The sequence below is a fragment of the Halalkalibacterium halodurans genome, assembly GCF_004376175.1.
Lineage (GTDB): Bacteria > Bacillota > Bacilli > Bacillales > Bacillaceae_D > Halalkalibacterium > Halalkalibacterium halodurans.
The window spans coordinates 42,991-62,776 of the sequence record NZ_SNUY01000014.1 but is presented as its reverse complement, the minus strand read 5'-3'; the positions used below and the strand labels follow the sequence as shown (position 1 = coordinate 62,776).

The 19,786-nt window shown below is 44.6% G+C and carries 19 protein-coding genes and 2 pseudogenes; 4 read left to right on the top strand and 17 right to left on the bottom strand.

What is annotated here, in order from left to right; genetic code table 11:
- The coding region (locus E2L07_RS06825) for a transposase (protein ID WP_134228578.1) at positions 1-1,464 on the top strand (1,464 nt) is incomplete at its 5' end.
- Between the two features lie 133 nt (positions 1,465-1,597).
- On the opposite strand, the gene E2L07_RS06820 is transcribed toward E2L07_RS06825, so the two are convergent.
- The 15 genes from E2L07_RS06820 to E2L07_RS06755 form a co-directional block, all read right to left on the bottom strand.
- Positions 1,598-2,611, bottom strand: a complete 1,014-nt coding sequence (locus tag E2L07_RS06820) for a spore germination protein (protein ID WP_478292532.1) — start codon at positions 2,609-2,611, stop codon at positions 1,598-1,600.
- Positions 2,517-3,155, bottom strand: coding sequence for a spore germination protein (locus E2L07_RS21490; RefSeq protein WP_134229210.1), 639 nt, complete (start codon positions 3,153-3,155; stop codon positions 2,517-2,519). Before E2L07_RS21490 ends, E2L07_RS06820 begins: the two co-directional genes overlap by 95 nt.
- A gap of 207 nt (positions 3,156-3,362) precedes the next feature.
- Complete coding sequence (locus E2L07_RS06810; protein ID WP_243854926.1) at positions 3,363-3,932, bottom strand: ATP-binding cassette domain-containing protein; 570 nt, start codon at positions 3,930-3,932, stop codon at positions 3,363-3,365.
- 171 nt (positions 3,933-4,103) lie between these two features.
- A complete protein-coding gene (locus tag E2L07_RS06805) occupies positions 4,104-5,300 on the bottom strand; it encodes an IS256 family transposase (protein WP_134229209.1) in 1,197 nt (398 codons plus the stop codon).
- Positions 5,301-5,382: 82 nt separating this feature from the next.
- On the bottom strand, positions 5,383-6,438 hold the full coding sequence (locus tag E2L07_RS06800; RefSeq protein WP_134229208.1) for an ATP-binding cassette domain-containing protein: 1,056 nt from the start codon (positions 6,436-6,438) through the stop codon (positions 5,383-5,385).
- 465 nt (positions 6,439-6,903) lie between these two features.
- Positions 6,904-7,203: a hypothetical protein gene (locus tag E2L07_RS06795; protein ID WP_053431225.1), complete on the bottom strand. Its 300-nt coding sequence runs from the start codon at positions 7,201-7,203 to the stop codon at positions 6,904-6,906.
- A 127-nt stretch (positions 7,204-7,330) separates the two neighbouring features.
- A complete protein-coding gene (locus E2L07_RS06790; protein ID WP_053431226.1) occupies positions 7,331-8,758 on the bottom strand; it encodes a cobyrinic acid a,c-diamide synthase CobB in 1,428 nt (475 codons plus the stop codon).
- A gap of 69 nt (positions 8,759-8,827) precedes the next feature.
- Positions 8,828-9,388 (bottom strand): hypothetical protein, encoded by a 561-nt coding sequence (locus tag E2L07_RS06785; RefSeq protein ID WP_010898057.1) that lies wholly within the window; start codon positions 9,386-9,388, stop codon positions 8,828-8,830.
- 83 nt (positions 9,389-9,471) lie between these two features.
- A complete protein-coding gene (locus E2L07_RS06780) occupies positions 9,472-10,965 on the bottom strand; it encodes an esterase/lipase family protein (protein WP_243854925.1) in 1,494 nt (497 codons plus the stop codon).
- Between the two features lie 312 nt (positions 10,966-11,277).
- The gene (locus tag E2L07_RS06775) at positions 11,278-13,368 is read right to left on the bottom strand and encodes a peptidoglycan D,D-transpeptidase FtsI family protein (RefSeq protein WP_134229207.1); all 2,091 of its coding nucleotides are present in this window, start codon (positions 13,366-13,368) and stop codon (positions 11,278-11,280) included.
- Between the two features lie 127 nt (positions 13,369-13,495).
- On the bottom strand, positions 13,496-13,978 hold the full coding sequence (locus tag E2L07_RS06770) for an NUDIX hydrolase (protein WP_276399881.1): 483 nt from the start codon (positions 13,976-13,978) through the stop codon (positions 13,496-13,498).
- A 106-nt stretch (positions 13,979-14,084) separates the two neighbouring features.
- Entirely contained in the window at positions 14,085-14,537 is a 453-nt protein-coding gene (locus E2L07_RS06765; RefSeq protein ID WP_083445535.1) for a DinB family protein, read from the bottom strand.
- Between the two features lie 118 nt (positions 14,538-14,655).
- Positions 14,656-15,585 (bottom strand): hypothetical protein, encoded by a 930-nt coding sequence (locus E2L07_RS06760; protein ID WP_134229205.1) that lies wholly within the window; start codon positions 15,583-15,585, stop codon positions 14,656-14,658.
- A gap of 18 nt (positions 15,586-15,603) precedes the next feature.
- Entirely contained in the window at positions 15,604-15,780 is a 177-nt protein-coding gene (locus E2L07_RS21485; RefSeq protein WP_276399883.1) for a DinB family protein, read from the bottom strand.
- Positions 15,728-16,105 (bottom strand): DinB family protein, encoded by a 378-nt coding sequence (locus E2L07_RS06755; protein ID WP_243854924.1) that lies wholly within the window; start codon positions 16,103-16,105, stop codon positions 15,728-15,730. The genes E2L07_RS21485 and E2L07_RS06755 overlap by 53 nt, the downstream gene beginning before the upstream one ends.
- A 154-nt stretch (positions 16,106-16,259) precedes the next feature.
- Here E2L07_RS06755 and E2L07_RS06750 point away from each other — a divergent pair, with 154 nt between their 5' ends.
- The 3 genes from E2L07_RS06750 to E2L07_RS06740 all read left to right on the top strand — a co-directional run bounded on the left by E2L07_RS06750 (position 16,260) and on the right by E2L07_RS06740 (position 18,911).
- Positions 16,260-17,237 carry a helix-turn-helix transcriptional regulator gene (locus E2L07_RS06750; RefSeq protein ID WP_134229204.1) on the top strand — a complete coding sequence of 326 codons (978 nt, stop codon included), beginning with the start codon at positions 16,260-16,262 and terminating at the stop codon, positions 17,235-17,237.
- 27 nt (positions 17,238-17,264) lie between these two features.
- Positions 17,265-17,852: a GrpB family protein gene (locus tag E2L07_RS06745; RefSeq protein WP_083445536.1), complete on the top strand. Its 588-nt coding sequence runs from the start codon at positions 17,265-17,267 to the stop codon at positions 17,850-17,852.
- Between the two features lie 375 nt (positions 17,853-18,227).
- Positions 18,228-18,911 carry a 4'-phosphopantetheinyl transferase family protein gene (locus tag E2L07_RS06740; RefSeq protein ID WP_134229203.1) on the top strand — a complete coding sequence of 228 codons (684 nt, stop codon included), beginning with the start codon at positions 18,228-18,230 and terminating at the stop codon, positions 18,909-18,911.
- A 213-nt stretch (positions 18,912-19,124) separates the two neighbouring features.
- Here the strand turns inward: E2L07_RS06740 and E2L07_RS06735 are convergent.
- A pseudogene (locus E2L07_RS06735) lies at positions 19,125-19,418 on the bottom strand (peptide-methionine (R)-S-oxide reductase); the annotation flags it as partial.
- Positions 19,409-19,657 (bottom strand): annotated as a pseudogene (locus E2L07_RS06730) (ISL3 family transposase); the annotation flags it as partial. The pseudogenes E2L07_RS06730 and E2L07_RS06735, both read right to left, overlap by 10 nt.
- Between the last annotated feature and the right edge of the window lie 129 nt (positions 19,658-19,786).

The following is a 19,786-nucleotide window of genomic DNA, read 5'->3' as shown; positions in this document are numbered from 1 at the left end:
TTCGTTCTAAATCAGTTAAATGCCCATTATTCTGGCGGCATTCTTACCCTTGTTAATAAGGATTGGCCAGTAATTAAAAAGCTTTGGATAACTGATCTCTCTTCGGTAACTACATGGCTTGGTGATTCCTATTCCAAAAAGGGACCAAAGCCTCGTGACCCTGCTTCTATGATGCGTTCTTATCTGCTTTCATTATTTGTTCAACCTACAAAAGGTATTACTCATTGGGTTGATCAACTTCGTCGCGTTCCGTTGTATGCAATTCTTAGCGGTTTTGAACCCGGTGACACACCAGGTGTTGGAACATTTGAAGACTTTTTCAAACGTTTATGGGCCTTCGAAAGCCCGAATGTTATGCCGAAGGTCAAACCTAAAAAGAAAAAGTCAAAAAAGAAAAAGAAGCCTAAAAAGGGTGAAAAAGCTGAACCTAAGAATCCCGGAATTGTTCGTAAACTCGTTGATCGGGCAATGCGTTATGGTTCCAAACAAAAACAACTGCCAGGAGACCGATTATTTGAGTTTTTTCAATCCCAATTTTTAGCGGTTTCTACGAAACTTGGTCTTCTTGGGGATCCCGAAGCTCTAGGTGTAGTTGGAGATGGGACACCAATTGAAACAGCTAGGTACCCGAGAAGTAAATCAACCTGTAATTGTAGTGCCCAAGGACTAACGAACTGTACTCACCCACGCCAGTATTCACAACCCGACATCGACTCAGGCTGGGATAGTTCTAAGGAAAAGTACTTCAACGGATATCATCTCTACATGATATCCACTAGCGATAGCCAATACGACTTACCGCTATATCCACGGCTGCATCCTGCTTCCCGGCATGATTCAGTCAGCCTAGTGGTTAGTTCAATTGAATTTTCGCAACGGTACACCTTGGGCACGATTGATAAAATTCTTCTTGATGCAGCGCACGATGCTGAGGCCATTTATGAGCTACTTGAACATCAAAATGTGGAACCCTTCATCGATTTAAATGTTCGAACAAAGAAGAACTTTAGTACAGAAAGTGATATTCAAATATCTCCAACAGGTGTTCCAATCTGTCCGATTGGGAAGGAGATGAAGCCCAACGGGTTTGACAAATCTCAAAATCGGCAAAAATGGCGTTGTCCACTTGCTTGCGGTACCAAAAATACATGCTCATCACCGTGTTCAAAAGCAAAATATGGTCGGACATTCCATACATTCAGAGAGGATAATCTACGATTATTTACCAAAACACCAAGGTCCTCTGAAAAGTGGAAACTTATATACAAACGAAGAACCTCTGTTGAACGTTCTAATAAAAGAGAAAAAATAGATTATCACTTGGAATCTGGACGCCACCGGTCAACAAAAATGTGGTACATTCGCCTATACGCCATAATGATGTGTCAGCACATCGATGCTTGGTACAGCAGTCAGAAAGAGCAGTTAAATATTGAAGAAATCATCTTTCCTAAAGCCGCCTAGTCAATTTTTAAAAAAATAATGGCAATAGGTTTCTTTGTCATGCACATTTTTGAAAATACAATGAAAATAATGAGTGTGCAGGCCATTCCAATCCAATTTCCAGTAATTTTGGTTCATTTCACCCGGAAAATTGTTATTTATTCCGAGACTCTATTTTTTGTGAACTTTGACTTGAAGAAGAACTTACATCATGATGAACCGAATTTTTCATATCTGGACGGGTTGTAGGTTTCTTGAAAGGGATACGCCAGATCGTATCCTTTTGATGCTTGAAGCCGAATGGCGCAAACGGAGACAAATATGGAATGCCAAAAGACCGCAAGCTCGACATGTGGGCCACGAGTAAAATGACACCCATAATCACGCCATAAAACCCAAGTGTCGCTGCCGCCAGCATCATCGGAAAACGAATCAATCGTGCCGAAGTCGCCAAGGTGAAGCCAGGCATTGTGAAGCTAGCAATTCCCGTGAATGCCACAATAATGACCATCATCGCGGTGACAATCCCCGCTTCAACTGCCGCTTGACCGAGCACAACGGCCCCGACGATCGAGACGGCTTGACCAACCGCTCGCGGCATGCGAGTACCCGCTTCTCGCATCGTTTCAAAGGCCACTTCCATTAGTAAAGCTTCGAACACAACCGGGAACGGAACCCCTTCACGCTGAGCGACTAAATTGATCGCTAGCGGTGTTGGAATCATTTCATGATGGTAAGCGGTCACCGAGATATAAATAGATGGAAGGAGCAAAAGGGTAAAAAAGCTAAAATAGCGAATCAGTCGCATAAAAACCGCAAAGTCAAATCGCTGGTAATAATCTTCTGCTGCTTTGAAGAACTGCGAGAATGTCGTCGGCAAGATGAGAGTATTAGGTGTCCCGTCAACAAGTAGAGCAATTCGTCCTTCAAGTAAGTTACCAACCGCTACATCTGGGCGCTCTGTGTTGAACACCGTCGGGAATGGTGTAAACGTTTCATCTTGCACTAGTTCCTCAAGATTTCCTGATTCCAGAATGGCATCAATTTGAATATCATTTAATCGTTGTTTAATTTCAGCAACCAATCGATCTTCCGCAATTCCTTTTAAATAAATGAGAGAAATTTCTGTCTGCGAAATTTTTCCGACGCGCATCCGTTCCAGGCGCAAATTTGGGCTTTTTAACCGCCTGCGGATGAGCGATGTATTTTTTTCCGATCGATTCCGTAAAGCTGTCAAGCGGCCCCCGAATGTTTACCTCAGTTTTCGGTTCCGAGATGCTTCTCGTTTCCCCGCCTCTCGTGCTCCCGACGATCGCTGTGGCACAGCCGTCAATCAAAATGACGACATCCCCAGATAAAATGCAATAGATCATCCCATTCCATTCATTAATGTCTTTTACATCGCCGACTGTTAGCGCTCGCTTCCAAATCATATTGTATATCCACTTTACTTGACTCGTGGTAGAGCCTTTTCCTCGCGGAGCATCAGCTTCTACAGATTCAAGCAGCAAGGAACGGGCGACAAAATCATTTACCTTTTCCTCATCTATAATGCCCTCTATGTAAATCGCCGCAACCCGTCTTTTTTGCTTGTGGCCAACATGAAACATGCGTACCACAACGTCCGGACAATCTCCGAGCTCATGACGAATGCTGTGAATCATTTCGTCTAAGTTTTTTTGAAGTGGTCGCTTATCTGCTTGAAACCCCACTTCATGAACAACCTCTTTTTGTTTCCGCTTCCGTTTCGAACGAAAAAACCACTTTTCAGCATCGAAGCTACCCCTTTTTACATTTCTTTTGACTTTTATTCGCTACATTTTGGAAGCTATACCAAAAGCGAATGGCCGTCTAATTAATGCCACTGAGAACGTAAAAACCAACCACGTATCATCACGTGGCTGGTTCAAGAACTCTCCCTAGCTTCGCTTTGCAAGAGATCTTTTTTTCTCAAGCAACTGCTCATATCGTTTCTCAAGCGCATCTTTTTCTGCTTCATCAGTAGTAATTGATAGCTTGCTAATCGTTTCCGTTAACTCGATTTCAATCGTTAAGAGCTCCTTGTCCTTTTTCATTACAGGTGCAGTCGTTCTTCTCCCTACCTCAGTAATCACCCCTTTCTCTAAAGGAAGGACATGGGTGGCAACCGATTGGAGGAGATGCCGATCATGGGTCACAAATACGACGGTACCGGGATAGGCTTGCAGTACATCCACAAGGGCTTGCCTTGACTGGAGATCTAAATAATTGGTCGGTTCATCTAAAAGGAGAACATTTGCCTGGCTTAATAAAACGTTGGCTAGCGCCACCTTCATCCGCTCACCACCGCTAAGGACACCGACCTTTTTATGGACTTCTTCCTCCCTAAACAGTAGCCGAGCTAAAACCGTCCGTACAAACGTTTCCTCATAAGCACTTGAGTCAGACACATTTTCTAGGATCGAGCGCTCCTCGTCTAATTGTTCGAGCCGTTGATGAAATGTTGCCAAAACGGCTGGTCTGGCAAGTTTTAGGTACTGTCAATAATTTTGTGTAAATGACCATTTACCCGTTCAAGGTAGATCATCACCTGTGTCACTTGTTCGAAGTGTTGATTTGAGTGTGTAGGAAAGGGCTAGCCCTTTCCTACACACTCAAATTTCGCGCTGGCGCGTCCCGGTCTAGTTTGCCGGTTCGTGCAGCTGCTCAAACATCTCTTCTAGCTCCGCACGGGCCTGATTGAAGCCAATGTGGCAGCGCGTGGCGAAACGTTGATTGTAGTCCTCGAACTGCGTCACTAAAAAGCGCTCCAATGATTCTTCATTTGGGAACTGTTCCTTGCGCTTTGTATATTTCTTGATTTGCTTATTCAACGATTCGATTAAATTCGTTGAATAAATGCTTCGCCAAATCGCCTTGGGAAAGCTGTAAAACGTTAGTAAATACGGGTTTTCTCGTAAGCCTTGTGCGACCTTTTTATACGATTTGCCCCATTTTTCGCAAAACGTCTCGAGCGCTTCTTTCGCTGCTTCGGCGTCCTTTGCCTGGTGAATCGTTTTAAAGTCCTCGCATACTTCCTTGCGATCTTCTACGCGTACTTTATGCATGATGTTGCGCGCCACATGGACAAGGCACACTTGATACTTTGCCTTTGGAAACACGTTGAACACAGCGTCTGCCATGCCTTTTAAGCCGTCTGATACGAATAACAGCACGTCTTTTACACCACGGTCCTTCAGCTCTTCTAATAGCTCCTGCCAGTTGTAAGCAGATTCCGTTGGGGCAATCGTATAGCCAAGCACTTCTTTGGAGCCGTCTTCACGAATGCCAACCGCAATATAAACGGCTTCTTTTGACACCGTATCACGACGCACGGCAATGTATGTCGCGTCTAAATACACGACTACGTAACGATTGTGCAACGGACGGTTATTAAAGGCTTCTACCGTTTCTGAAACAGCCTTTGTCATATTCGAAATCGTTTGCGGCGTATAGTGATGCCCATACATTTTCTCGATTAATTGCGCAATTTCCGCCATCGTAATGCCTTTTTTGAACAGGTGAATCACGGTTTCTTCCAGCGTATCGTTCGAGCGCTTATACGGTGCCACTGTCTGTTGCTTGAACTCGCCGTTGCGATCACGCGGGATTTGAAGCGTTAAATCGCCGTACTCCGTGTGAAGTGTACGCGAATAAGACCCATTGCGAGAATTGCCTGAGTTGAACCCGATACGATCGTATTTTTCATAGTCCAGAAATTCCGTTAGTTCTGTCGCAAGTAACGAGTTAATCGCCATTTCCAAGTGCGAACGAAAAACCTCTGTAATATCTTGTTTTTTTACTAGTGCATCGACAATTTTTGTTGTAAACTGATTCATAGGGAAGACCTCTTTTCTAGAATTGGTTATGGTGACTTTATTCTACCAAGAAAGGGTCTTCCTTTTTACATGGAATTTTCATTTACACAAAATATTTTATACTCTCAAGTTTTATACCTGGTGCGTTTGCCTTTTCAATCAGATGAAGAAGCGTCGTCTTTCCTGCGCCATTCGGACCTGTGATCGCTAGCTTATCTCCCGGTTGAATGGATCCAGAGATACGTGAGACTAGCAACGATTCTCCAACTTGAATCGTGACATTTTCGAATGAAAGGACCGTCTTGCTATGCATCGCCTGAAACGTTTGGACATCGAACTGAATCGGTTTGGCCTCTTTCGGTTTTTCCTTCACGTCTAATTGCTCGATTCGGCTGCGAATGGCCTTGGCTCGGTTGTCAAGCTTCGCCTTCTTTTGACCGACACTCCGCTTATGAAGCCTGGCTTCTGAGTTGCCCATCCGTTTCGGTGCCTTGCGGAGCGATTTCGATGTTTCGCTCTGTTTCCTTGCCGCCTCCTCGAGTCGCTTTTTCTCTTTCTGAAACTGTACATATTCAAATTGTTGCCTCTCGCGCTCGTGCTCCTTTTGCTGTAAATAGGCATCCACATTTCCGTCATATTGATTCACTTCGCCAGATTCCACTTCCCATACCGACGTACAGACACGATTTAATAGCTCACGATCATGAGAAATGAGAATGAGGGCTCCTGGAAAATGAATAAGCTCAGCTTCTAGCTTTTCAATTCCTTTCAAATCGAGGTGACTTGTTGGCTCGTCTGCAATGAGTATCTTTGCCGATGTGGAAAGGGCTTGGGCAATCTTTTTTCTCGTTTGTTCCCCACCGCTCATCCTTTCGTTTGAAGCCTGAGAAACATTCCACTGCTTTTTCACTCGTCCATCGAGGCTCGCATCACGATCCTCAAGCTGGGGGATATAGGCGATGTCTCCATAAGCCTTCACAAAGCCAGAGCCATCTGAAGCTAGCACGCCAGCCAACATTTTGAGCAAGGTCGATTTTCCTTCCCCGTTTTTCCCGACCACTCCAATTCGGTCCCCTTCGTAGACGAAGAGCTCTTCCGCCTGTATCACCTGGCGATCCCCGTATGTTTTCTCGAGTTGTTTTGCTTCTAATAACAACATAAAAAACCCTCCCTGCGTTGCTAGAGAGGATTAATCCGATCGGGCTAATAACATCCTTAAATCATCGCAAAAAACGCCGGAAGGAGCATGTGCCTAAATAGTGCACAAAATCGTCTTTACTCGCGCTTCTGCAATCACTTCTTAACCGTAAAAGGATGAACCAGTACCCTAAAAATGGCAGACTAATCCTATCTAGACAAAATCATCTGTTCTTTTATGACGATTGTCTGAAGTGTAGGATTACTGCTTCATTGGCAAAGTACCGATCCTTTCCTTATCATTGTTACGTTTTGAAAATTGGCTTCTCAAAATGGTAAGCTGATCAAAACGCAATGCTAGGGCCTACATCCTGTAGGCAACACACATTTATAGCATAGTTTGGAAACTTCCCCATGTCAAGGCTGAATTTCATGTCCTAGCGTCATGCGAAAAAATCCTCCAGTTATCTGAAGGATTTCTCGTCAGCTATTCCTCCTGTTCCTCTTCTACAACAGCCGGCATGCCAAACAAAAAGCCGAGCCACGGATCGGGGATGGGAGCTTCCTGCTCTATATTTTCTGACCGTCTTCCGAACATAAACCCATACCACTCATCTTCAGCTTCACTCGAACGTTCTTGGACTGGAGTCTCCTCTGTCTGTGGTGCCGGTTCTTCCATCGTACCGCCAAACATGATCTCGTTCCACGGATCAACCGATGTTGCTTGCTCTTGAAAGGTTTCTCCTTCCTGCTCGTTTTCTTCTTGATGTCGTTCATTCTCGCTCATTCTTTTCGCTCCTTTTTCCTATGTTCCTTAGTATCCTATTAGGTTGATGCCCTGAATGTTTGGGCATCTATCCACATTGGACGGAAGAAACTTACTGAAAAAAGGACGGTTGATCTCGTAAAGTTCGTTATTGACTTACTTGGCCCCTATGTAAACGCCGATTTTTGTACACCTCACAGGCTTTTACCCATTGCGTAGCAACAGCTGGTTCGGAAGCAAAATGTAGATGGGTGTAGCCAGCAAGTAAATGATCAGACATGTAGCCTTCCTTCCCTTCCCCAAACAATCCTTTCACAAAATAAGCCGGCCTTTCTGTTTCCGTGTAAACTGCTTTTGAATAATGGAACTCATGTCCACGAATTTGTTGTCCTTTCGAAAGTAAAAACGAATCGTCTAATGGGGTTACATCTCGATAGCCGAGGGAAACGAGCTTGTTCTCCATTTGAACGACCATTGGAATGACACCAGCCATCTCAACTGTTTTTCCTTTAGTCGTGGTCAGCTGTTCGCCTAAAAACATATAGCCACCACATTCGGCTAATGTAGGCAGTCCGCTTTGGACTCGCTTTTTAAGCTGGGGATGGTCTTTTATCCATTGAGAGAGCTCATCTGCAAACTCTTCTGGAAAGCCGCCGCCTAAATACAAACCATCACAATGACTCGGCAAATCTTCACCGCGAAGGGGGCTAAAATAAACAAGCTCAGCACCAGCTTGCCTGAGCAATGTGAAATTTTCCTCATAGTAAAAATGAAAAGCCGCATCATAAGCGACCGCAATTTTCACAACTGATGGGCGTTTCGTTTGTTGAAACAGGTTCGTTCGCCTTGAAAGGGCAGATGTTTCCAAAGCCAGCCGCTCGATTCGTTCAAGATCAAATTGCCTTGAAACAACTGCCGCTAACTGTGAAAAAAGCGAATCATGCTCTCCACGCTCAAGGGCAGGAACGAGCCCTAAATGCCGTTCTGGGATCGATGGAACGTCCCCTTTTTTCAAGTAGCCTAAAGCGGGAATTCCACACGCTTCCTTAATCGCTTCACTGCACATTTCCGCATGTCTCTCACTTCCTGCCCCGTTGAGAATGACGCCAGCGATCTTCACCTTCTCATTTAATTGTTGGAAGCCTTTGACGACCGCAGCTGCACTCCGAGCCATCCCACTAATGTCGACAACGAGCAGAACCGGCGCCTGCAAAAGAAGGGAAATATCCGCTGTACTTCCTTTATCACTTGTGGAGGCTTTGCCATCATAGAACCCCATGACTCCTTCAATAATCGACAAATCCGCTCCATTACAGCCTTCAATAAAAATATCATTCACGACGTCCTCGCTCACCATCCAGCTATCTAAATTTCGCGATGCACGCTTTGTCACCGCACGATGGTAGCTCGGATCGATATAATCAGGGCCACATTTAAACCCTTGGACGATGTTTCCTTTTTCAACAAATGCCGCCATTAATCCTAACGTAACAGTTGTTTTCCCGACTCCACTATGAGTCCCTGCAATCACCAGTCTCGGTTGCAATTCTACCACCTCTTCTTTAGTCTCTCCCATCCTACCGCGTCTCTTTACGTTTATTAGCCTTTGGTGAAACACCAGTATACAGACGCTCGAAAAGGGGCCTTATCCCACAGCCGTGTAGCGCCTATATAAGGAGGTCTCTTGATCCATCGCAGCCGCGATCGTAAACGCTTCTTGCTCCCTTTTCCCGTTCGTGATCAGCTCGTACATGAACCGTGTCACAAACATTAGATTGGCATTGCCATCAATATAATCAATAGGACCTATAAACGACGGGCAACCACACTGAAGAAACGACTCGGCTAACCGTTCTACTCCTAGGGTGCAACCAGTGGCCAACACCTTGACACCTTTTACACTTGCAGACCGAATCACATCATCGGCACTGAAAAATTCCCCTTTCGGCTCACCGGGCTCATAGATGTCCTCACTAAGCACCGGAAGACAAAACCTTCCCTCATCACCATGAAAATTTAACAGTAAATAGTCTACTTGCTGCTCCCGATCAACGCCTGATAATACATCAACAAAATCGTTTGGCCGTCCAACCCAATGGACGTTCACCCTCGCGCCAAAATATTCTAATGTTGAGCGCAACGCGTAGGATTCCATTTCACAATTTGGACCGATCACTAAACTTACATGCATAACTGGTTTACTCATTTCTCTTGAACTCCCTATTCAAATCTTTACCTTCTAAAAGTGTAAAAAACGCTGGACGAAAAGTCCAACGTTTTTCATACAGACTATTGAAACAATTTTCCGTTTTTATCGACATAAACATTTTTGACAATGGTTCGCTCAAAAGGCGCCTTGTTCGTCGTCTCCCCAGAAACATCGAGTGTGATCGTGTAAGAGCCTTCTTTGTTTAACGGAAGATACAGTTCGCCGTCCTTCGTGACTCTTGCTTTTACTTTCTGGGTAACGGTTTTATTCGCTGGGTTCGTATACTCAACTTGAACATCGTATTTCAACTTTTGCTTATTTATTTTTGCGCCCTTCGTTTTAATTTTTTCATTCGTCACCGTAGGGATTTCGATCTCAAGCTGATCGGTTACGCCTCCCTCTAGCTGAACCGTTAGAAGATACGGATGTGTTTTCACATGTTTGGCTGTCACCGTCCATTCCCCTACTTGTGGGTTCGTAACAGTTGCTATATGCTGCCAAGCACCAGCGAACTCACCCTCTACTTCGACTACTTGATTGAGAGGATACTTGTCGCCGTTAGGAGCCGTTACGGTCACATCTTGCAACGGTGCATCGGATAAATAATCAAATGTAATTGTTTGGACACCATCCTCAACCGTCACGACTTCCTTTACTTCTCCTTGCTCTTCCCCACCGCGAAAAATTGTTGCACTGGCCAATGGTTGATCAACCTCCGCTTGTGCGTTCATTGTGGAAACTGTATGACGATTAGGGGTCAAATAAGAACGAAAATGTTGAAAAGTCGTGCGACCATTATTGATGTTGTAATGATCCCAGTTACTGACGGCAAGTTCCCTTGCATAAGGTAACCGAGAGGATGAGACTGTGACAGCTCCATCATTTTGGCCATACTGACTTAAATAAAGACCACCCCAGTAAAGAGAGCCTCCAAAGCTCCCCCAGCTCGTACCGGCTAATGTATAAATTGGATTCGTGCGATGATGCGCGTGGGAGTCTGTTAAGCTACGATAGTACGCCATATGACCTGTTTGCAATGAATACGTCCCATCATTCCTCCCACCGATAATTTCTGCTAGCCAACCAGCCCAACTGCTATAAGCTAGATCAGCGAGTTGGGAGCCATGATGGGGTGTCGACAAGGTGATCACATTGGAAACATAAGGATGGGCGCCATAATGAACTAGAGCTGTTTGTGAATCAACCCCCCCTTTGCTATGGGTGACTAATACGAGAGGCTTTCTACCGAAGTGATGATAAATCTCCTCTAACATGGTGGCTAACATCGAGCCGTTGTCCCACATATCCTTCACAGGGTATAAATCCACGAAGGCCGTTTGGTAGCCGTTGGCTCGTGCGGTATCGTACATGTCGTTTCCATCCCACCACGTATGTGATGAACTATTGAGACCATGGACGAACACAATCGGGGCTTTATTAGGGTCTATATTCCCCGGGTCGTCGCCTGCATACCAATGACCAGGGTTCCCTGGTGGATCGAATTTCCCTGCAAATGCGTCAACTGGAATTATCAAAAGAAACATCATCATCATCAACCCAACTACTTTTTTCAATTGTACCTCTCCCCCAAAAGATTGATAGCCGTTCGTCTGCTCCCCCCCTTTCCCGGCTCAAAAATGCTTATGTCTCTATTTCGCAACGAGACTGTAAAAATCCTATGAAACAGGTTAAAAAATGATGTTAAAAAAACGTAAACATGAGGTTAAATGGAAACATTTACGGATAACTCTCCGTCTTTTTTACTGGGAGAGCCTTTCGGGGTTTAGGACATTCGTTAACAAACGAATCACTAGTAGAAAAACAAACGATAAAAAAGGCTGCTAGGAAGCCCCTAACAGCCTGGCAAAATCGGTTAAACTCTATCACTAGTTTTCTTCATTTTCCTCATCATCTTCATCATTGACTAACGGTTCATCTGCAAGCTTTGGCCCGCGTCTTTCTTCTTTGAGCTTAAAATATTGATCGAGCATCTCACTACCAATATCCTGCGCCATACCCCTTACTGCACCTGGTGCTGAATCGACCCTCGCATTTGGTACGATGATGGCAAACGCCACTTCCGGATCGTCGTATGGAGCATAGCCAACCAATGCTTGATTGTTCCCCTTTACGACTCTACGATTGTCCCCTTCACCGACGACAACCGACACCTGTGCCGTTCCTGTTTTCAACGCTGGCTGATAGCTCTTTCCAGAAAATTTGTCTCTCGCCGTTCCTCGACCTCCAACTGCGACCCGTCGCAACCCTTGCTGGACGTCACGAATGTGGGCTTCGCTCATATCGATCCGGTTTAACACCCGCGGTTCAAACTGTTGCACGAGCGCCCCAGGGCTGCCTATTTCCGTGCTCGGCTCACGAATTTCCGTGACGAGCCGTGTTTGCATCCGGTAGCCGTCGTTGGCAATCGTTGCAATGTACTGTCCTAGCTGTAGTGTCGTGTACGTATCGAGCTGCCCGATAAACAAGTGGAGCAAGTTCCCCCCTTGTTGAATACCCCCATTAACCCCGATGTATTCGGAAGGGAGATCAATCCCGGTCTCAACGCCTAAACCGAACTGCCCGAAGTAATAGCGTGCTTCGCCATACCCTTTTTCTAAGTTCCAGCAGCAGTTAGAACTTAAATTGTAGCCAGCGAGCGCCATGGCGATACGAAACATGTAAACGTTGGAAGAGCGCTCTAACGCCGTTTGTCCGTTCACCCAACCCATATTTGTATAGGAGCCCATTGGAGGAGCACCTGGTAATTGAATCGGCGTATCGTACAACGATTCTCCCGGGGAAACGACCCCCGTATGATAACCTGTTAATACAGACGCTCCTTTAATCGAAGAGCCCATTTCAAAGGCCGCGTTCACAACTCCGAGTTGATCCGGTCCACGGTCAGTACGATAGCCGGTCATGGCGATGACGTCACCCGTTTTCGGATTGAGCATGACGACATAGGCTGAGCCGACATCGACAAAACCATGACGGCTATTTGAAATCTTCTTTTCCACGATCTCTTCTAAGTGTTGCTGCATCTCCATATCGATTGAGAGCACTAAGTCATAGCCCCGGGAGCCTAATCGTTCATTCACTAAGCGGTCAACTTCCTGTCCACCCGTCATCGTTGTAACGCTCTCGACTTCCGCTTTTTGCCCGCGAAGGACATCCTCGTATTGCTCTTCTAAATAGCTTGTTCCGACGATGTCTGAACGGTCATAACCGACCGATAAATAATAGTTTAACTTTTCTCGCGGAATTTGCCCGGTCTTCCCGAATACCCCCATGAGTGAGTCACCGTAAGGATATTCTCTAGAGGCGTCACGCAACAAGTCGACGCCCGGTAATTCATCAAGCATTTCCCCGATCATATGGGCTTCTTCTTCGGTGACGTTTCGCTTAATCCGTTGCGGAGTCATCGCATATCCTTGATTCATCTCACGGAAAATCGCTAAAATTCGTTCATCTTCTTCCGTTAATGTTTGCAAATGCACATCGGAAACCCGCTCGATTTCAAGGTCGTATTCCTCTTTTTGTGGCAGATCCTTTCGCTCTTCAAGTGTAACGAGCTCGTAGCGATCTTCTTCGCTCGCTGTCAGCAGCCAGTAATCTTTACGGTCCCTTTCGGTAATTTTATCCGTTTCAACCGTTATAATTTTTTCTAGCTTTTTAGCCACATCCAGCATTTCTTCCATATCACGAGTGTTCCCTTGAGACGTGTAGGTTAGTGACAGTTCTAAGCGGTTATCCACAACGACATGACCGTACCGATCAAACATTATACCGCGCGGGGCGTCAATGCGCGCCACATTATTCGACGTTCGTTGCAAGTTTGCATTGTGGACGTCTCCTTCAACAATTTGCACCATACCTAAGCGCAAAATGAGTAAGGAAAATAAGATAAAAATTGCAAAAAATAACACATTTAATCGAAGCGTCACATGATGACGCTTTTTCCGCGGAGCTTTCTCCATTTTAAGTCCTCCTCAAATTTTCATGAAAGGAATGAACTTCCAACAATATGATCCTATCATATTATGAGATCAAATGGTAGAGGTAGGATAAAGGAAATCGCACAAACGGTTCAGGGAAAAGCTCCTGTTATTTTAACTCCATAAACCGATCGAGGAAAATCCTGCTTGTTCTCGTGACATTTGGCGGGAATTGATCAAGTGCTATGTATTGTAGGTCCAACGATTCTCGCGGGTCCATTTGAATACTCCCCGCTACATCACGGGTCATAAACAGAGCCGTGACCGCGTAAAATTCATCACCATTATCGACTTTAACGTATAAATCTTTACCGGAAAATACATCGAGGAAGGTGATGTTTCTGATTGTCAAACCTGTTTCCTCAAGTATTTCACGCTTCGCTGTTTCTTCAAAGCTTTCACCGAGCTCCATTAAACCGCCGGGCAACCCCCATCGTCCATTGAGCCGCTTTTGCAGTAAAATTTCATCCTGTTCATTTAAAATGATGACCACAGATGCTGGTAATATAAGCGGCCTTGTTCCGACTCGTTTACGTAAATCTTCCATGTATCCCATCTTATCGGCTCCTTTTTTCGCTTGAGACAAATCCATGACCAAATAGAACTCCTTGATCGGTCTCCCCTTCATATACGGCTCCCGCTAATGTTTCGTTTCGGTTATTCGAAAAAAACACAGATTGTTCCGCAAGCCCCCTTCCTTACCGATTAATGTAATTAGCAGAGACTGGTTCCCGCCCTAGCTCTCTTGCCCAGACAGACAGCTGCCCCATATGATGAATTTCGTGGGCAATCACATGACGTAGAATCTCGCCTTTTCGATAAGTACCTTCAAGCCAACGGGGGTCAACTAGATCCTCCTCCTGCTCATCTGTCCATGTTTGTAAAAATTCATAGATTTCCGGCTGACACGCTTCAGAATGTTGGCGAATGTATGTAAGAGACTTCATTGATTCGTAATCTAAAATCAGATCCTTTTCTCCTTTCATCGCTCGAATCCAGCTGTGCTCCACATCGACGATATGAAAGAGCGTTTGTAAGATTGAGCCTACTCCTCCTATTCGCTCGGCCGTTAACTGTTCAAACGATAAGTTTTCACACCAGTCAAACCACTTGCTCCGGACGTCCCAGTTGTACAAAAATAAGTGTAACACTCGGATCACTCCTATCTTTTCCATTTTTTTGAAGGTGAAGGATCATAAAAGAGTGAGAAACTCTCGCTCAAGAAGAGAGAATTCCTCACTTTTGTTTACATAACATCATTACAGTAATCTAATCTTGCGAAGTTTCGATTCTTTCATAGTTTTGCAACACTTTAAGCATGTGCACCGTTAAATAGCCTCTCCATTCTATCTCAGCCTGTTTCCAAACGTCTTCATAGTGACCGAACCAAGACCAATTAGGTTGCCAATATCCCTCCTCTCCTAGCTGTTTGATTTCATAATCAAGATTCTCAGCAATTTGTTTTTCTAGTAACGGCGCAAAGGGAGAATGAGGAGATGGTGCGATGTGCAAAGGCTTTGCTCCATAATCGTCCCACTCTGAAGGAACGAGCGCGGTTATGACGCGAACCGATGAACTAAGCTTGTCGAATAACTCCGTCTTATATGGATCAGGAATGACGTCTAATAAACGAGCAAAGCAATAAAAATCATGGATCTCCATCTCAAGTGGCGCAGTTCTGGCGGCGTGCATGGCGTTTTCAGTTACTTCCGCTAAAAAAGTGGCTGGAACGAGGCTGCGATGTTCGTAAAGGTAGGCAACAATTTCTGCCCCTGGGTTCGCCCATGAATCGTGTTCACCCGGGAAATCGTTTCTTTCATCAAAATGCCACCACGGAGCATGGGGGACGTTGTTTACCTCTTTCGGGACCATTTGCCACTTCTTTTTCTTTTCATCGTATTTATTGAGAAAATAACCAATTGCTCCTTTCACAATCGGATGTTCACTAGGTAAACCGATCGCACGAGCATACTGCATCCCGACCGTCGTAGCTAATGAGGACGAGGCAATTAAGCGAAAATCAGGCTCTAAACTGTGGCCAAACCCTCCATCTTCATTTTGGAAAGCTGCGAGCTCGCGCGCCACTTTATCGCTGTCCCCACCTTCAAAATAATAGCGAAACAACTGCCTGTCGAGCGGTCTAGCCTCTCGCATAACATACGCTTTCACGCGATCAAATTGCTCTCGAGTTAACTGCATCGTTCGTCTCCTTTCGTCTTACACTTCCGGAATAAAACCCATCTCTTGTCCTTCTTCAAATGAAGGCCCGTAACAGCCAGGAACCTTTACCCCCGCTTGCCGCATAAGAACGGTCATCTGTCCGCGATGATGAATCATATGCTTAATGAAAAGCGAGAGGAGCTCTGCTTTCGATAACGGTTCCCCCCCAGGCATCTTGGACGTAGGATAACGATTCATCCGTCCATCGCTGCTCTGCTGAGCGGGAGACAGCCTTGCTAGCCATACGAAAATAATCGGCTATTTCCTTCGCTTTTGTTGGAATATTCGCTGGCATTTCCACCTCTTCCAGTTCAAAACCAAACTCCGTTAAATACTCGGGTATCGTTTGTGATATATGCCAAGCCAACCTTCTAAGCGTCCGGCCGTTTTCAGAAAAGCGTTTATCTAACGATTCATCTGTTAACGCTGCGATTACTTTCTCCGTTATCGATGCTTCTTCCTTCCACTCTTGCAAAAATTGTGTCACCTTCGTATACATACTGAGACCTCCTTTTATTTTGAAACATGTGCTTAGCCTCTATAAAGCCGCCCTCCTTTAGCGACCAAGCTGACATTTTTCTGTTCACAAGGTAAAGTCTAGCATATAATAGTGACAAAACTTGTCATAGTTACGGAGAAAAGGTGGGAACATCATGTCAAAAGCGAAACGCCTCATGGAGCTAATGATGGTTATCAACCGAAAGCGGAGATTTACAGTGAAGGAACTTGCCGAGGAATTTAGTGTTTCATCACGAACGATTTTAAGAGATTTACAGGAATTAAGTGAGCTTGGAGTGCCTTTCTATTCAGAGGTAGGCCCTCATGGCGGTTATGAAGTACTCAATGAGCGAGTACTGCCACCTATTGCATTTACAGAGGAAGAAGCGGTCGCCATCTTCTTTACCGTCCATGCCCTACGCCACTTTTCAGCCCTTCCATTCCAAGCGGAATCTTCCTCTGTTAATCATAAGTTCTATTCGTACATGCCAGAAGACGTTAAAGAGCGGATCGATCAATTGAAAAATCGGTTTGATTTTGAAACCCCGATGAGACCATTGGCTACACCGTATTTGCCAACCTTGCTTGATGCAGCGATTAAACAGAACGTAGTATCCATCGAATATGAAACGAGCCAGGAGAAGACAAAACGAGAAATCCAACCGATTGGGGTCTATGCACGAGATGGTTTCTGGTATTGTCCTTCTTATTGTTTTTTACGAGAGGACATGCGTCTTTTTCGCTGTGATCGGATCACATATGTAACCGAGCAAACAACAAACAACCCTTTAAACTTTCGGCATGTTCATCTAGGGAATTGGCAGTCCTATATGAAACAAGAAAGAAACGTTCTCGATTTTTATGTGGAACTGTCACAAGACGGCGTTCAACGTTGTGTTGCCGAACAATGGCTGAAACCTCACCTACACATTCGTCAAGATGGGTCAGGTTGGCTTGAAGGTCCCTTCCCTGAAAGCGAGGTTCCCTATTTCTCCTACTATTTTATCGGGTTCGGCCATGACGCAACTGTCAAACAGCCTGTACAACTTGTGACTCTCATAAAAAAGTCATTACGTGAACTACTTTCTAAATATAATGGAGAAAAGGAGGGGTTACTTCAAAAGTCTTTCTAAAACATAATCATGAAGGAGGTCGTTTAAATGCCACCAATGAAGGATAGTTCAAATTCAACGCCTAGAACTGATGAAGAACTCCAAGAGGTTACGGTTGGAGAGCTTAAGCCTCATAATGCCTCCATTACTCTCTTGGAATATGATCCACGTTGGCCTAAACTATTCGACCGAGAAGCTAAACGAATACGTTCAGTACTTGGCAACAAGGCATTACAAGTGGAACACGTAGGATCAACTTCAGTGCCGGGACTGTGTGCTAAGCCCATCATTGATATCCTACTCGTTGTGACTGATTCTGCTGACGAAACGACCTATGTTCCCGACTTAGAGAAAGTCGGCTATACGTTACGTATTCGTGAACCTGATTGGTTTGAGCACCGTGTTTTCAAAGGACCTGATACAGACATCAACCTACACGTATTCAGCAAAGGAACATCCGAGATTGATCGAATGTTGCGCTTCCGAGATTGGTTACGGGCCAACAATTCAGACCGGGACAACTACGCTCGTGTTAAACGCAAACTTGCTCAGCATGAATGGCGACAAGTGCAACACTACGCAGATGCTAAAAGCTCAATTGTCCAAGAAATCATGGAGCGAGCAAACGCAACATGATCATGCCCCTGTGATTGTTCCGATATTCAGCCTTTTATTAGGATACCAATTGGTGAGGTAACCCCTGTTCAACAATCGGGTGTTTTAATAAAGTACCTAAATCCGTGAGTAAAAAATGCACAAATACACCATCAACCCTTAAAACGTTTTTCGTCGTAGATGTGATCCTTGTGTTTAATCCTATGGGAATGACTATATTTGATACTGCTATTCCCTCATATTATTATAAAATAGCATAAAGTAATCATGATATTTGCTTCTTGTTAATTCTAAACCCACACTTGCCTTAAAGCGCCGTCTCCCAACGCGTGTTTGGCGCTTCATGTGTGCAGACACCTTACAATGTCTTTCGATCAAATAGACTAGGAGGCAACCATGTCCCGTATTTATGCAATTCAATTAGACTACAATGTTACAGAAGGACAATATCATCGTTTGCTATCCGAGCTCTCCGAAGAGAAACAAAAAACAATTCAACGATTCGTTTTTCGTGAAGATGCGTTGCGGAGCTTAGTGGCGGATCTGCTGGTACGAAAGATCATCCGTACGGAACTTCAAATATCTAATGACCAAATTCAGTTCGAAACCAATACATACGGAAAGCCTTTCGTCAAAGGGCTGCCATCGTTCCATTTCAACATTTCACATTCCGGAAATTGGGTAGTCTGTGCTACTGATGATCAACCAGTTGGCATAGATATAGAACAAGTCCGGCCGATTGAATTTGAGATTGCAGAGCGCTTTTTTTCGGAATCAGAGATTCGGGATCTAGAAGAGAAAACAGGCAAAGCTAAGCAATCCTATTTCTATGATTTATGGTCACTCAAAGAAAGCTATATTAAAATGGTAGGAAAAGGGCTTTCTATTCCACTCAATTCGTTTAGCTGCAGAGTCATAAATAGTCAGGTATATTTCAGTTCAGTTCAAGAGCAGATACCTGCCTATTTTAGGCAATATGAAGTTGATCCACAATATAAATTAGCTGTATGTCAGAGCCATCCACACTTCCCAAAAAGTGTTCAGCGAATTTCCTTGGAAACAATTGTTACAGCCTTTTAAGGCTCTCATAGGATGATTATTTCTACTGGATCGTTAGCGCTTTCTTAACTTTCCGAACCGATTGGAACGTATAATCGTTACGTGTTACCCGATGATCGGATTTAGTATCGGTTATAGTCTGAATTATTTCTTATATCACTTCTGTAAAAGGGCAAAGTGCCAGAAATCGATACTTTTCGCATGAACACTTGGCATACCGCCAAGTGTTCTAATTAATTCTTTGTACTTTCCGTATCCTTCTTTCTCAAGGTCAGCCTTTGGAGGCATCCGAGTTAAAATGCAGTACTTAGACCGTTCGGTCCAGGGCCATCTGGAAATACGTACCTAAATAAGAATCCGCCTGCTTACTTCGCACCTAAGCCCGAATCATTCCGTGACTACGATCTTCTTTTTGAATAATTTCTTCTTCATCGATTGGTTTGGTAAAGCTTGGCCAACCGTAGCCAGCATCTTATCCTTAGAGCTAAACAACGGTTTCCCAGATACGATATCAACATAAACCGCTTTCCGCATCTACCACGCGTACCGGCGCTTTCGATAAGAATAGAGATACATCCGCCGTTCAAAGAGCTTGAGATTGAACTTTTTGAATACGATTATTATGAATTCTTTCGGTTCTCTCCCACAGGATGGCAACAATGAGGCGTTCGCGGCATTTCTAAATGGAGTGCGATATAGTCCTCTCGTTCCTCCATCTTTGTGACCTTCACACCTTTTAATCCGGGCAAATCCATGGTAAAATTCATCGTACACGCAGCTCCTATCCTTTCTTTGTTTCTAGGCAATTCAAGGATAATGGATAAAGGAGCCTGTGTGCATTTTTTTCCTCTTTTGAGCGAAAACCCCAACATTTATTGTAGAGCCAAATTTAAAGG

Excerpts from the sequence above, each read along its gene's own strand:
- E2L07_RS06805 (WP_134229209.1), bottom strand. The coding sequence starts at position 5,300 with ATGAATCAGTTTACAACAAAAATTGTCGATGCACTAGTAAAAAAACAA.
- E2L07_RS06800 (WP_134229208.1), bottom strand. The coding sequence starts at position 6,438 with ATGTTGTTATTAGAAGCAAAACAACTCGAGAAAACATACGGGGATCGC.
- E2L07_RS06795 (WP_053431225.1), bottom strand. The coding sequence starts at position 7,203 with ATGAGCGAGAATGAACGACATCAAGAAGAAAACGAGCAGGAAGGAGAA.
- E2L07_RS06790 (WP_053431226.1), bottom strand. The coding sequence starts at position 8,758 with ATGGGAGAGACTAAAGAAGAGGTGGTAGAATTGCAACCGAGACTGGTG.
- E2L07_RS06785 (WP_010898057.1), bottom strand. The coding sequence starts at position 9,388 with ATGAGTAAACCAGTTATGCATGTAAGTTTAGTGATCGGTCCAAATTGT.
- E2L07_RS06775 (WP_134229207.1), bottom strand. The coding sequence starts at position 13,368 with ATGGAGAAAGCTCCGCGGAAAAAGCGTCATCATGTGACGCTTCGATTA.
- E2L07_RS06770 (WP_276399881.1), bottom strand. The coding sequence starts at position 13,978 with ATGGATTTGTCTCAAGCGAAAAAAGGAGCCGATAAGATGGGATACATG.
- E2L07_RS06760 (WP_134229205.1), bottom strand. The coding sequence starts at position 15,585 with ATGCAGTTAACTCGAGAGCAATTTGATCGCGTGAAAGCGTATGTTATG.
- E2L07_RS21485 (WP_276399883.1), bottom strand. The coding sequence starts at position 15,780 with ATGCCTGGGGGGGAACCGTTATCGAAAGCAGAGCTCCTCTCGCTTTTC.
- E2L07_RS06755 (WP_243854924.1), bottom strand. The coding sequence starts at position 16,105 with ATGTATACGAAGGTGACACAATTTTTGCAAGAGTGGAAGGAAGAAGCA.
- E2L07_RS06750 (WP_134229204.1), top strand. The coding sequence starts at position 16,260 with ATGTCAAAAGCGAAACGCCTCATGGAGCTAATGATGGTTATCAACCGA.
- E2L07_RS06745 (WP_083445536.1), top strand. The coding sequence starts at position 17,265 with ATGCCACCAATGAAGGATAGTTCAAATTCAACGCCTAGAACTGATGAA.
- E2L07_RS06740 (WP_134229203.1), top strand. The coding sequence starts at position 18,228 with ATGTCCCGTATTTATGCAATTCAATTAGACTACAATGTTACAGAAGGA.